The organism is Sphingopyxis sp. RIFCSPHIGHO2_12_FULL_65_19 (genome assembly GCF_001830555.1).
GTDB lineage: Bacteria > Pseudomonadota > Alphaproteobacteria > Sphingomonadales > Sphingomonadaceae > Sphingopyxis.
This window is the reverse complement of record NZ_MIAM01000049.1, coordinates 243,570-255,957: the sequence shown is the minus strand read 5'-3', so window position 1 is coordinate 255,957 and position 12,388 is coordinate 243,570. Positions and strand designations below refer to the sequence as shown.

General features: G+C 65.2%; 14 protein-coding genes. 4 read left to right on the top strand and 10 right to left on the bottom strand.

Annotation, left to right across the window (positions count from 1 at the left end):
* On the bottom strand, window positions 1–1,177 hold a 1,177-nt coding region (locus tag A3E77_RS14570; RefSeq protein WP_293647187.1), incomplete at its 3' end, for a protein kinase domain-containing protein.
* 109 nt (window positions 1,178–1,286) lie between these two features.
* Between A3E77_RS14570 and A3E77_RS14565 the strand changes: the two genes are divergently transcribed.
* Genes A3E77_RS14565 through A3E77_RS14550 form a run of 4 tightly spaced genes read left to right on the top strand, consistent with a single transcriptional unit; the run spans window position 1,287 to window position 5,133 of the window.
* Window positions 1,287–1,937: a hypothetical protein gene (locus A3E77_RS14565; RefSeq protein ID WP_293647185.1), complete on the top strand. Its 651-nt coding sequence runs from the start codon at window positions 1,287–1,289 to the stop codon at window positions 1,935–1,937.
* Window positions 1,934–2,881, top strand: a complete 948-nt coding sequence (locus A3E77_RS14560; RefSeq protein ID WP_293647183.1) for a hypothetical protein — start codon at window positions 1,934–1,936, stop codon at window positions 2,879–2,881. Before A3E77_RS14565 ends, A3E77_RS14560 begins: the two co-directional genes overlap by 4 nt.
* A gap of 18 nt (window positions 2,882–2,899) precedes the next feature.
* Window positions 2,900–4,231 (top strand): hypothetical protein, encoded by a 1,332-nt coding sequence (locus A3E77_RS14555; RefSeq protein WP_293647181.1) that lies wholly within the window; start codon window positions 2,900–2,902, stop codon window positions 4,229–4,231.
* The gene (locus tag A3E77_RS14550) at window positions 4,228–5,133 is read left to right on the top strand and encodes a hypothetical protein (RefSeq protein WP_293647179.1); all 906 of its coding nucleotides are present in this window, start codon (window positions 4,228–4,230) and stop codon (window positions 5,131–5,133) included. Before A3E77_RS14555 ends, A3E77_RS14550 begins: the two co-directional genes overlap by 4 nt.
* Window positions 5,134–5,158: 25 nt before the next feature.
* Here the strand turns inward: A3E77_RS14550 and A3E77_RS14545 are convergent, their stop codons facing one another.
* The 9 genes from A3E77_RS14545 to A3E77_RS14505 are packed head-to-tail and all read right to left on the bottom strand — an operon-like array spanning window position 5,159 to window position 12,358.
* Window positions 5,159–5,263, bottom strand: coding sequence for a DUF2474 family protein (locus A3E77_RS14545; RefSeq protein WP_293647211.1), 105 nt, complete (start codon window positions 5,261–5,263; stop codon window positions 5,159–5,161).
* A gap of 2 nt (window positions 5,264–5,265) precedes the next feature.
* Window positions 5,266–6,264 carry a cytochrome d ubiquinol oxidase subunit II gene (gene cydB, locus A3E77_RS14540; RefSeq protein ID WP_293647177.1) on the bottom strand — a complete coding sequence of 333 codons (999 nt, stop codon included), beginning with the start codon at window positions 6,262–6,264 and terminating at the stop codon, window positions 5,266–5,268.
* The gene (locus A3E77_RS14535) at window positions 6,261–7,697 is read right to left on the bottom strand and encodes a cytochrome ubiquinol oxidase subunit I (RefSeq protein WP_293647175.1); all 1,437 of its coding nucleotides are present in this window, start codon (window positions 7,695–7,697) and stop codon (window positions 6,261–6,263) included. Before A3E77_RS14535 ends, cydB begins: the two co-directional genes overlap by 4 nt.
* 37 nt (window positions 7,698–7,734) lie before the next feature.
* Window positions 7,735–8,193 carry a DoxX family protein gene (locus A3E77_RS14530; RefSeq protein ID WP_293647173.1) on the bottom strand — a complete coding sequence of 153 codons (459 nt, stop codon included), beginning with the start codon at window positions 8,191–8,193 and terminating at the stop codon, window positions 7,735–7,737.
* 11 nt (window positions 8,194–8,204) lie between these two features.
* Complete coding sequence (locus A3E77_RS14525; protein WP_293647171.1) at window positions 8,205–8,990, bottom strand: sulfite exporter TauE/SafE family protein; 786 nt, start codon at window positions 8,988–8,990, stop codon at window positions 8,205–8,207.
* A gap of 4 nt (window positions 8,991–8,994) precedes the next feature.
* Window positions 8,995–10,575: a bifunctional protein tyrosine phosphatase family protein/NAD(P)/FAD-dependent oxidoreductase gene (locus A3E77_RS14520; RefSeq protein WP_293647169.1), complete on the bottom strand. Its 1,581-nt coding sequence runs from the start codon at window positions 10,573–10,575 to the stop codon at window positions 8,995–8,997.
* Between the two features lie 21 nt (window positions 10,576–10,596).
* A complete protein-coding gene (locus A3E77_RS14515) occupies window positions 10,597–10,995 on the bottom strand; it encodes a DUF6691 family protein (protein ID WP_458574457.1) in 399 nt (132 codons plus the stop codon).
* 8 nt (window positions 10,996–11,003) lie between these two features.
* Window positions 11,004–11,444 carry a YeeE/YedE family protein gene (locus A3E77_RS14510; RefSeq protein ID WP_293647165.1) on the bottom strand — a complete coding sequence of 147 codons (441 nt, stop codon included), beginning with the start codon at window positions 11,442–11,444 and terminating at the stop codon, window positions 11,004–11,006.
* On the bottom strand, window positions 11,441–12,358 hold the full coding sequence (locus A3E77_RS14505; protein ID WP_293647163.1) for an MBL fold metallo-hydrolase: 918 nt from the start codon (window positions 12,356–12,358) through the stop codon (window positions 11,441–11,443). The genes A3E77_RS14510 and A3E77_RS14505 overlap by 4 nt, the downstream gene beginning before the upstream one ends.
* Between the last annotated feature and the right edge of the window lie 30 nt (window positions 12,359–12,388).

Here is a 12,388-nt window from a genome sequence, read left to right as displayed (position 1 = left end):
CCAGCTCTTCGGCGCTGGCGAGCCGTTCGCCGGGAACCCCCGCTGCGGCGCAGGCAATGTCGTCCCGCAGCAAGGGATCGGCGACGCGCGTTTCCCATCCGGGCGCCAGCGTCGCCGAAAAATCGCCGACGACGAGCTGGTAGAGAATAAGCCCGAGCGCGTAGATGTCGCTCCGCACTGTCGGAATGGCGTCACCAGCCAGTTCGGGCGCGCGGTAGGCCAGCGTTCCCGACCGCGGTTCGTCCTTGCCGAGGTCGGTATCGAGTGAGCCGGGGTCGGTAATCTGATAGGCCGCAAAGATGGTGTCGTCGAACAGGCGCCCGCTGCCGAAATCGACAAGCCGGACCATCAGCCCGTCGTCGGTCCGGTCGACCAGGATATTCGCGGGCTTCAGATCCTTGTGCAACACGCCCATGCCATGCACCGCGGCCAGCGCCCGCCCGATCATCGCGGCAACCGACAGCCGTTCGTCGAGCGCGATCGCGGACAGCCCGCCCGCATCGTCGCCCCACTGCAACAGGTCGTCGCCGCCCCACGCATATTCCAGGAAATAGGGCGCCGTGTCGAAATTCCATTCGTGCAGCGCAGGGATCGGCGCCGCCTTGCCCAGCCCGGTGGACAGCAGCCGCGACAGTGCCGCTTCGCGCTTCAGGCTGCGGAGGCGATCGGGCGCATCGGCAAATTTGAAGACGCGAACCTCGCCCGTCTTGGCCTGGCGCGCACGCCAGACATCCTCGCTGCCGGTGTCGCCCAGCGGACGGTCGAGAAGCCACAGCTTGCGCCCCGGAACGGCATCGCCGGGCGCGAAGGCAAATCGCGGCGCGAGCGGCGTGTCGATACTGTCGACCGTGACGGGCGCGGCGAGGCGATAACCGACGCGCGGCACCGTCGCGATGATCGCGTCGGCCGCGCCGCCGAGCGCCTTGCGCAATTTTGAGATGGCGGTCGCGAGCGAGCCTTCGACGACGGTAACGCCCGGCCACACCGCGTCGAGTATTTCGTCCTTCGTCACGACCTCGCCGGCGCGGAGCAGCAGTTCGTGCAGCACCTCGAGCGGCTTGCCCTCCAGAGCGACGCTGCGGCCATCGACGCGGAGCGTCCAGCTCGCTTCATCGAAATCGGCATTCGCAAAATGCCACAGGCGCCGTCGGCGCCGCGACGAATGAGTTCCCGACATAGAAATCACAGCCCCCCGATCATTCTTTAGAAAAGCTTTAGAACAGGATCAGGACGTAAATTCAAGGATGTGCGAGCAATATCCCGCGATTGAATTCGGGGAGGTGATGATGAGCGGTAAGGAGCAGCCCGTCCGGCAGGTCGAAGACATGCACGGCTTTTTCCGCACCGGCACGGTCCGCGGCGTTGGCAACTGGACCGAAACGCATGTGAGCTCGTCGAGCAGCGGGGGTGGCGGCTATATCCACAATGGATCAGGCCATATCTCGGCGCCGACGGTCAGCGTGTCATCGACGAGCACCGAAGTGATGCGCTTCTTCATGGAATATGCCGACGACGACGAAGAGGAAGTGACGATCAAGGGCGGCGGTTTTGCCGCGCGCGAGGGCCAGCGCGTGACCGTCGTCCGCATCGGTTCGCGTCCCGGCTGGGGCTACAACGTCGCCTATCACAATCACAATACGGGCTCGACCTTTTCACCCGATCATCGGCTCGAATGGCCGCTGTACAAGCGGCCGTCGCGCAAGATGATCCTGTTCGCCCCGATTCTTGTCGCGCTTTTGAGTCCGGTCGTGATGGTCGAACTCTGGTGGGTCTTGCCCGCCGGCGCATTCGGTTGGGCGCTTTATCGCTACACCCAGAAAAAGGGGGAATATCAGCGGTTGAAAGCAGCTGTGCGCGAACGGGTCGACGAATTGCTTGCCGAGGCAAAGGCGCAGCATGGACGGCTTAAAAGCGACCTGAAGGGAGAAGCCGCATGACCCGCCGCCCGCAGGCGCGACTGATATCCCTGTCCCCGCTGATGTTGTCGGCGCTGCTGATCGCGACCTGCAGCAGCGGCGAAACACCCGCGGGGGGCGGGGATGGGGCGGCCGGGCAGGCGAAAGCCGCCGCGGCCGCCCCTGAAAAGGCTGCGCAAACGGCGCCCGCGGCGGCGGACCGCGACGCCGCGCTGCGCGCCGCGGGTTACCAGCAGCGCGGCGGCGCCTGGATGGCGAGCTGCGAAGCCGACATAAAGCCGGTTCCGAAGGACAGCTGGTACGGGCTGGAGAGCGCAGAGTTTCGCGACCTGAACGGCGACGGCGCCGAGGAAGCGATCGTCAGCGGCGGCAGCAGCTATTGCTTCGGCAATACCGGCCTGTCGTTCAAGTTGCTTGCCCGATCGGGATCGCGCTGGACGGTGATGATCGATGAAATGGGCATCCCGGCCTTTTACCCGCGCAAGGGCATCGCATGGCCCGATGTCGAGATCGGCGGACCGGGCAGCGACTGCTTTTCGTTCGTGCGCTGGGACGGACGCAAATATGTCTATGGCGGCCGCTCGCTCGAAGGACGGATCTGCGAACTGGCCCCCGCCTTTGCGCCAAAGGCAAAGGCGAGCAAGGCCGGATTGCCGATGGCGACGGGCCTCTGGGCGCGCAACCGCGCGGCTTGCGAGGGGCTGGCGCGCGGGCAGGGCGACCCCGATTTCATCTTTGACGGCAAATCCATGATCGGGCCGCAGGATTTTTACGGGGTCACACCGTTTGAGCCGCTTGGCGACGGCCGATACCGGACGGGCGGCGAAATTGAGCGGCAAGTCATCGACATGAACAATCCAAAGTTCATCATCGTCGAACAGGGCAATTGGTGGACGGGGGGCTACACATGGTGCTCGTCGGCGCAAAACTGGAAGCCGTGGGAATATTCCGAAGAGGATTTTTGACCGGCTTGGAGGGACATGATGATCCGTTCGCTTTTTACCGTCGTTTCAGCCTTGCTGCCTGTCGCCGCGATGGTGCAGTCGCAGACCAAACCCTGGCCGCGCGAAGTGCAGGCCGTCTATGACGAGCTGAAGGCAGAATGCCGCACCGGCGGCGGCAAGTTCGTTCCGGACCGCGCCGCTTTCGCGGTCGAAACCGAAGTGACGGGGGACGGCAAACCCGACTGGGTGGTCGAATATGGCGCCGCGCATTGTTCCAACCAGGGATATTCGGCGTGGTGCGGCACGGCGGGTTGCATGATCGCGATCTTCGGGTCGGGCCGCGGCGGCCTCACCGAAATCTTCAGCGACAATGTCCGCGGCTGGGAGCCAGTGAAGCTCGATCGCGGGGGCACCGGCCTGGGCCTGTCGGTCCATGGAACGGTCTGCGGCAGCGTCGGCGCCGACATGTGTTTGCAAGTGCTGCGCTGGGACGGGCGCAAATGGGCGGTGGCCGGACAGCGGCGCGGGACGCCCGAGGATGTGGGCACCGAAGGCGGCGAGGAGGCGCCGCCGCCATCGCCCGGTCATGCCGCGCGCTGGCAGTTCGGCGGCACCGGCGTCGGCGCCGTCGCGGCGGTAACGAACCATCCCCAGTTCGCCGCGCTGGGGCTTCGCTGCCAGCCGGGCGGCGGCCTTTATATGAGCGTGGTGCCGACGAAGGCGCTGGACCTTCCTGCTGCGGGCCGCCCGCTTTTGATCGGCTTCAGGAGTCACGCGGCCCAGACCGAGGCGACGCAGCCCTTGAGGCTCGAACCCGGCAAGCCCGATTTCAGCGGCGCACTGGACCCGGCGACCCAGGCGATCCTGACCGGCGCCGACAGCGACGTGGCGGTCTATGCCAGCGTCGATGGCGGCGACGAGTGGAAAGAAATCACCTATCTTTCGCTTGCGGGATCGACCGCAGCCATCCGGTCGCTCGAACGCCAGTGTCCGCAGGCGGTCGGCGCGTCGGCGGCGGCAACGCCCGGCCAGTCGCGGGTCGTCCCGCTGCCCGTCGGCTATTATATCGACTCGCGTATCGGCACCTGTGCCAAGCCCTTTGCCGATACGGCGATCTACCTCGCCGAAGATCGCGTCGTGATGGCGCAGAACAGTTGCAAATTCACCAGCCTGAAGATGACGGGCAGCCAGACGTTCCGGCAGATCGAAAGCTGCCCCGACATGGACGGACGCCCCGGCCCGGCGACCTTTGATTATCGCATCACCGGGCCAAAGTCCTTTGAGACCGCGCTTTACGGCGACGCCTGGACCCATTGCACCGCGGCGCAGCTTCCCGCGAAGGCGCGCTTTTACAAGGGAGCGAAAGGATGAGGATCGGCATTCCCGCGCTTCTGTTCGCGTCCGTCGTCATCTCCGCCCCCGCACAGGCGCAGGCGCAGGCGCAGACCGCCGAAAAGCCGCCGCAGGTGATCGACGTCAACGGCATCCGGCTGGGGATGCCGCCCGCCGAGGCAACCGCGGCTGTCGGGGCGGCGGGCATGCCCAACGTCCATCGCGGCGGCAGGGATTTCTTCATCGACAAGGTCCGCCTGAACGGGCGCAACGACATGGTCTTTGTGTCGGCGTTCCGGTCCGAAATCATGGGCGACCCGGCCGCCCATACCGGCGGCGAACGGGTCGGTCGCCGCATCCTTGCGGTCAGCTTCCTGCCCGATCCGGGGCGTGAGCGGGTATGGGGCATCCATCACTACCGCACCTACCGTCTGGCGGAGGCGCCGTCGGTGGCAAACACGATCGAGGCGTTGATCGACAAATATGGCGAGCCGCATCTTCACAAGGGGCTTGCCACCGCCAACTTCATTCGCGGCGTCCCCTCAGCCCAGCGGACGTCGGGCGGCTCGATGCTGTGGTATTGGAACGATGCCGGGGCACCGATGGACAGGCGCGAGAGCGAAACGTGCCGCGAAGCGCTCGACAACAGCTTTGTGGGAAGCGGCGGCCCCGATATCGGCCTCTATAACGGGGTGACGCTCGAAAATTCGCTCACCAAAAGCCGTTGGCAAGCGGGCCGCCGCGCGGGCTGCGGCCGCGTTATCGAGGCCAGTTTAAGCTGGAATCGCGATGGCGTGCTGACGTGGATGCGCGTCACCGCCTTCGACCTGAAAATGGCCTATGACGCCGCCGTCCTGTTGTCGAACAAGATTGCGGAGCAAGAGAGCGAGGCGGCGAAGGCGCGCCTGCGCGACGCCGGAAAGCGCCGACCCGAGCTTTGACCGTCATCGACGACATCGTGCCGGATCAACTGTGCAGGACGGCGCGGATGATCAGTCCGACGGCTGCGAGCACCAGGACGCTGGCGGCCCAGATGGCGACGAACCAGCCGAGTTTCCGCCAGCGTGGCATCGTCAATGATACCCATCCTCGCCCACTTTGCCGCGGAACACCCAATAGGACCAGGCGGTGTAGGCGAGGATGATCGGCACCATGATCGCGGCCCCGACGAGCATGAAGACCTGGCTGCGATGCGGGGCAGCGGCTTCCCAAATCGTCACGCGCGCCGGAATGACGTCGGGCCAGATCGAAATGCCAAGGCCGACGAGGCACAGGCCGAACAGGGCGAGCGCCCAGAAAAAGGGCTGTGCGTCGCGTTTCAGGCGCAGACTGCGATAGAATAGGAAGGTCACGATGACCGTCGCGAGCGGCACCTGCGCCGTCGCCAGCACGCCGGGATAGACGAGCCAGCGCTGGTGATATTGGGCTTCGAGCGTCAGCGTCGCGAGGCTGATCGCCCCGATCATCATCAGCAGCGCGATACCCAGCCGTCCGGCATAGGTCACCGCCTGTCGCTGCAACGCGCCCTCGGTCTTCCAGTTGAGCCAACAGGCGCCGAGCAGGGCATAGCCGACGACCAGCCCGACGCCGGTGAGCAGGCTGAACGGCGAAAGCCATTCCCACCAGCCGCCCGCATAGGCGCGGTCCGCCACGGTAATGCCCTGAAGCAGGGCGCCGAGCGCGATCCCTTGCGAAAAGGTCGCGACGATCGAACCGGCGGTGAAGGCGCGGTCCCAAAATGCGCGGTGCGCCGGGTCGCGCCAGCGGAACTCGAACGCCACGCCGCGAAAGACCAGCCCGAGCAGCATCGCGATCATCGGCGCGTAAAGCGCGGGCAGGATGATGGCATAGGCGAGCGGAAACGCCGCGAGCAGTCCGCCGACCCCCATGACGAGCCAGGTTTCGTTGCCGTCCCACACCGGCGCGATACTGTTCATCGCGGTGTCGCGATCGCGGCCGACCTGAAAGAAGGGGAACAGGATGCCGATGCCAAGGTCGAACCCGTCCATCACAACATAGGCGATGATGGCAAAGCCGATAATGGCCGCCCAGATGATCGTCAGGTCCATCAACTTTGCTCCCCGCCTTTGCTGTCGCTGGCCCCGCCGTTCCCTGCCAATATCTGCGGTGCGGGTGTCAGCCCGGCGCTGCGTATCGGCGCGTCGCCGGGCGGTTTTTCATGGGCTTCAGGCGGTTTCTTCATCAGTCGCAGCAGATACCAGATGCCCATGCCAAACACGGCGAAATAGACGACGACAAAGGCGACGAGTGATGCGGCGACCGCTGGCGCGTCGAGCGGCGATGCGCTGTCGGCAGTGCGCAGCAGGCCATATATGGTAAAGGGCTGGCGACCGACTTCGGTGGTGACCCAGCCGGCGAGGACCGCAACAAAGCCGCTCGGTCCCATCGCCACCGCCGCGCGGTGCAGCCACCGGGTGTCATAAAGCCGGCGGCGCGTGCGCGCGAACAGGCTCCACAGCCCGATGCCGACCATCGCCATGCCAAGGCCCACCATGATGCGAAAGGCCCAGAAGACGATGCCGACGGGCGGTTCGTCGGCGTCGGCAACGGTGTCGAGCCCCTTCATCGGCGCATCGAGATCATGTTTCAGGATCAGCGAGGACGCTTTCGGAATTTCGATCGCATAATCGACGCGCTTCTCCGCGCTGTTGGGAATACCGAACAGGATCAAGGGCGCGCCATTGGGATGGCTGTCATAATGGCCCTCCATCGCCATCACCTTGACCGGCTGATGCTCCAGCGTGTTGAGCCCGTGGAAATCTCCCGCGACGACCTGGATCGGCGCGACGATCGCCGCCATCCACATCGCCATCGAAAACATCTTGCGCGCGCCGGGGTTCTGCCGATCCTTCAGCAGATGCCACGCGCCGACCGCGCCGACCGCAAAGGCGGTGGTCAGATAGGCGGCGAGCACCGTGTGGACGAGGCGATAGGGGAAGCTGGGGTTGAAGATGATCGGCAACCAGCTGTCGCCGGGCAGGAATTGCCCATTGGCGCCCATCTCGAACCCCGTCGGGGTCTGCATCCAGCTGTTGACCGACAGGATCCAGAAGGCCGAGATGAAGGTGCCCGTAGCCACCGCCAGCGTCGCGACGAAATGGAGCTTGCGGCCGACCTTGTTGATGCCGAACAGCATGACGCCCAGGAAACCGGCCTCAAGGAAAAAGGCGGTCAGCACCTCATAGGCCATCAGCGGCCCGATCACCGGCCCGGCCTTGTCGGAAAAGACCGACCAGTTGGTGCCGAACTGATAGGACATGACGATGCCCGACACGACGCCCATCGCGAACACGACCGCGAAAATCTTGAGCCAATAGCGGTAGAGGTTCGCATAAACGCCCTTGCCGGTCTTGAGCCACAACCCTTCGAGCACCGCGAGGAAGCTTGCCAGGCCGATCGAAAAGGCCGGGAACAGGAAGTGAAAGCTTACCGTGAAGGCAAATTGAATACGGGCGAGCAGGATCGCCCAGTCCTGTTCGATCATCATCTTTCTCCAACGGGGGCTTCTGGCGGCAATGCTATCATTTTTTGCCGCCACGGGGAGTGGGCCGATTGTCCAAGGCGAAAGCGCCCGGTCCGCGCGCCCAGATCAGGAGCAGCGCGCCAAGGATCGCGATATTCTTGAACAGCGGGCCGACGTGCGACGGATCGGGGACAAGGTGCACCGCGATGGTGACCGGGACCAGCGTCGCGAACAGGATAAGCGCCGAGGCTCGTGTCATAAACCCCAATGCCAGCGTCACTCCGGCGGCGACGAAGGCGATACCCGAAAGCCACAGCAGCACCGACGGATCGCCGATCATGCGAACCGTCGCCGCCCATTGCGATTCCGCCATCCGGTCGAGCATCATGCGATGCTGGCCGAAGTGGCCGAGCCCGCCGATGATGAAGATCAGGCTGGTCAGCAGGCGGAACAGCGGATCGACCAGCGCGCTGGTACGCGGTCCCGGCGCAAGGCGCGCCTCGATGCTTTTGAACATGTCTCTTCCCCTTATCCCGCCAGTTCGGCCCAGCTTTTCCACAGCATGTAAAAGGCGACGATCATCACAAATCCGGCGAAAATCATGTTCAGCTTGCCCTTTTCCGCCGACAATGCCCGCGCGGCCCGTGTCCCGATTGCGCTGCCCGCGATGCCGCCGAGAATGAACACGCCCGCCAGCGGCCAATTGACGAGTCCCGACAGCGCGTAATTGAACGAGGTCGTCAGGCCAAACGCCGTCACCGCGACCAGCGAGGTGCCGATCGCGCGCAGGATCGGCATCGACGTCGATGCAACAAGGCCGGGGACGATCAGGAAACCGCCGCCGATCCCGAAAAATCCCGAAAAGACGCCCGTGCCCAGCCCGTAACCGGCGACCTTGCCAACATTTTCGCGGCTGCACATCGCGCCCTCGATGCCTTCGTCACCGCGTCCGCGGAACATCAGGATCGCGACGGCGATCATCAGCAGCGCGAAAAGCAGGAGCAACTGGTGCCCGTCGATGCTTTTGCCGACGGTCGACCCGCCAAAGGCGCCGACGACGCCGGCCGCGGCATAAATGAAACCGCAGCGCCAGTTGACTGTCCCCGCGCGTGAGTGGTTCCACAATCCGATCGCGGCATTGGCTGCGACCGCGAAGGCGCTGGTGCCGATGGCGACATGCGGATCCTTCACGCCAACCAGATACAGCAGCAACGGCACGGCGAGGATCGATCCGCCACCGCCGACGAGTCCGAGCACGAAGCCGACCAGCACGCCCGACACGCCGCCGAGGCCGTAATGAAGCGCGTCGATCACCGGCTCAACCGTTCGCGTCGATCATGTGGGGTTTGACCATCCACTCGCGGCCCTTCAGCATCCCGTGCCAATAAACGGGCGGCAGGATCGTGTCCTTGAGCAGCCATGACAGGCGCGAAGGGCGGGTGCCGTCGATCAGCCACGCCGGAAAGCTGGGCAACAGCTTGCCGCCATAGCCGAATTCGGCGAGGACGATCTTGCCCGCCTCGACGGTCAGCGGGCAGCTGCCATAGCCGTCATAATCGGCCACCGGCGGCTGGCCCGCGAGCGCGGCGAGCGCGTTGACCGCGACCACCGGCGCCTGCTTGCGCGCCGCGGCGGCGGTCTTGGCGTTCGACGCGGCGCAGGCATCGCCGAGGGCGAAGATGTTGGGATAGTCGGGGTGCTGGAGGGTCGCTTCGTCGACCGCAACGAATCCCGACGGCGCCGCGAGCGGGCTCGACCGAATGAAGTCGGGCGCAATTTGGGGCGGCACGACGTGGATCATGTCGAAATGCTGGTCGACGGTGGTCAGCGTATCGCCGCGGCGTTGTTCAAAAGTCGCCTTGCGCGCCGGTCCGTCGATCGCAACCAGCTTCGATTCAAAATTCAGATCGATGCCATAGCGGTCGACATAGTCCATCAGCGCGGGGACATAGGCGGGCACGCCGAACAGCGCCGTGCCTGCGGTATGGAACTGGACATCGGCCGCATCGAGCACGCCCGCCTTTTCCCAGCGATGACACGACAGATACATCGCCTTTTGCGGGGCGCCGGCACATTTGATGGGCATCGGCGGCTGGGTGAAGATCGCGGTGCCGCCGGCGAACTCGCGGACAAGCCGATGCGTGTAGGGCGCCAGATCATAACGATAATTCGATGTCACGCCGTTGCGCCCCAGCGTCTCGGCAAGCCCTGGGATCGCATCCCAGTCCAGCTTGATGCCGGGACAGACGATCAGGACGCGATAACCGATGCGGCGACCGTCGCTGAGTTCGACATGATTGGCGTCGGGCTCAAATCGAGCGACCGCGCTTTTGATCCATTCTGCTCCCGGCGGGATCAGGCTTGCTTCGCGCCGGTGGGTGAATTCGGGGTCGAACACCCCGGCGCCGACCATCGTCCAGCCGGGCTGGTAATAATGGTCTTCCGACGGTTCGACGACCGCCAGTTTGACGTCGCGGTTGCGCCGCAGGATGCTGGCCGCCGTGGCAATCCCCGCCGAACCGCCACCCACGATGACGATATCGAACTCCGCGAGCCCGTCCGCGCTATCCTGCGGCTCCGCCATTGCGGACAGCTTTTCCGAACGGCTGCCCGACCGGCAATAGGCGAGCACCGGGCCGGGCAGGTGGGCAAGGGCATTTGCCATCAACGCGGCATCGGTATCGGCCAATTTGCCCGCCACGACCGGCAGGTGGGTGAAGGCAAGCCCGTTCGCCTGTGCCGCGGCGGCCATCGCGGCCGAGGTGGGCTGGCCCGCTTCTTCGCCGTCGGGACGGTTGCAAATGATCGACCGAAAGCCCGCGGCGGCGATTGCGGGCACGTCCTCGGGGCGGATTTGCGGGCTGACGCTCAGCCGCGCATTGATTGTCCTGATGTCCATAGACCCTCTCCCTTTTCTTTTTCAGCGGCGCGTCAGGCGGTGCAGCGCCATGCCCGCGATCATTGCGACGACCGCGATGCCGGCCTGTGCGGGCGCAAGCGCGAGGCCAGCGATCGCCGGGCCGGGGCAAAGCCCGCTCAGCCCCCAGCCGATCCCGAACAGCATCGCGCCGACGACAAGCGGCGCGTCGATGCCGCGCGTTGCGGGCAGGGCGAAGCCGTCGGCAAAAACGGGGCGCGCCAGGCGGCGCTGCACTGTCCAGGCGAGCGCCATCGGAACCAGCGCCCCACCCATGACAAAGGCCAGCGTGGGGTCCCACGCGCCAAAAATGTCCAGAAAGGCGCGGACCCGCTGCGGGTCGGCCATACCCGACAGCGCCAGGCCAGCGCCGAAGATCGCGCCAGCGACGAGGGCGGCCATCAGGCGCGTCACAACAGGCCGCCCGCGCGCATCAGCGCAACGGTCGCGATGCCGCTGCCCATGAAGATCAGCGTTGCGGCGATCGACCGCGGCGACAGGCGCGCCATGCCGCACACGCCGTGACCGCTTGTGCATCCCGACCCGAGCCGCGTGCCATAGCCGACAACAACGCCGCCCACGACGACCTGCCACATGGCCGCGGGATAGCGCGTCATGACCCCGCCAAGCAGCAGCGCGGCGAGCGCGGCGCCCAGCGGCAAGCCGATGATGAACGCCGCCGCCATCGCGCGCGGTGCCCCCGCGTCGGCGATGCCGAGCGCCCGCGCACCAAGGCCGCTGACCCCCGCGATGCGCCCGTTGCCGAGCAGCATGATCGCGGCGCTGATCCCGATCAACAGGCCGCCGAGCAGCCCCTCGACCGGCATCGCATGCGGAAAGGCGGCCATCATACCGCGTTCACGGGAATCTTGAGGTAGCGGATGCCATTGTCTTCGGGCGCGGGCATATGGCCCGCGCGCATATTGACCTGGATCGACGGCATGATCAGCCGCGGCATCGACAGCGCGATGTCGCGCGCCTCGCGCATGGCGACGAACGCGTCCTCGTCCACCCCGTCGTGCGCGTGGATATTGTGCGCGCGTTCGTCGGCGACGGTGGTTTCCCACACATAATTGTCGCGGCCCTCGGGCAGATAGTCGTGGCACATGAACAGCCGCGTCTGCGGCGGCAGTTCGAGGATACGGCGCAGCGAGCGGAACAGCTGGCGGGCATCGCCGCCGGGGAAGTCGGCGCGCGCGGTGCCGTAATCGGGCATGAACATCGTGTCGCCGACGAACACCGCATCGCCGACGACATAGGCGTTGTCGGCGGGGGTGTGGCCCGGAACATGGAGCACCGTCACCGGAATTTCGCCGATGCGAAACTGGTCGCCATCCGCCCACAAATGGTCGAAATCCGACCCGTCGCGCTGGAAATCGCTTCCTGCGTTGAACAGCTTGCCGAAATTGCGCTGCACCGTGACGATATGCTCGCCGATCGCGATCTTGCCGCCCAGCTTTTCCTGCAAATAGGGCGCCGCCGACAGATGGTCGGCATGGGCATGCGTTTCGAGCAGCCAGTCCACGGTCAAAGCTTCCGCCTTCACATGCGCAATGATCGTATCGGCCGACGCGAACGAGGTTCGCCCGGCCGCCGGATCATAATCGAGAACCGAGTCGATCACCGCCGCCCGCCGCGTCGCGGGATCGTGCACGACATAGGATATGGTGTTCGTCGCATGGTCGAAAAAGGATTTTATCTGAGGACGTTGGCTTCCTGCCGCGTCAATCTGGGCGCGGGCCTTCGCAATCGCATTATCGGACATAAAGGCTCCTATAAATTCATATTTACATAT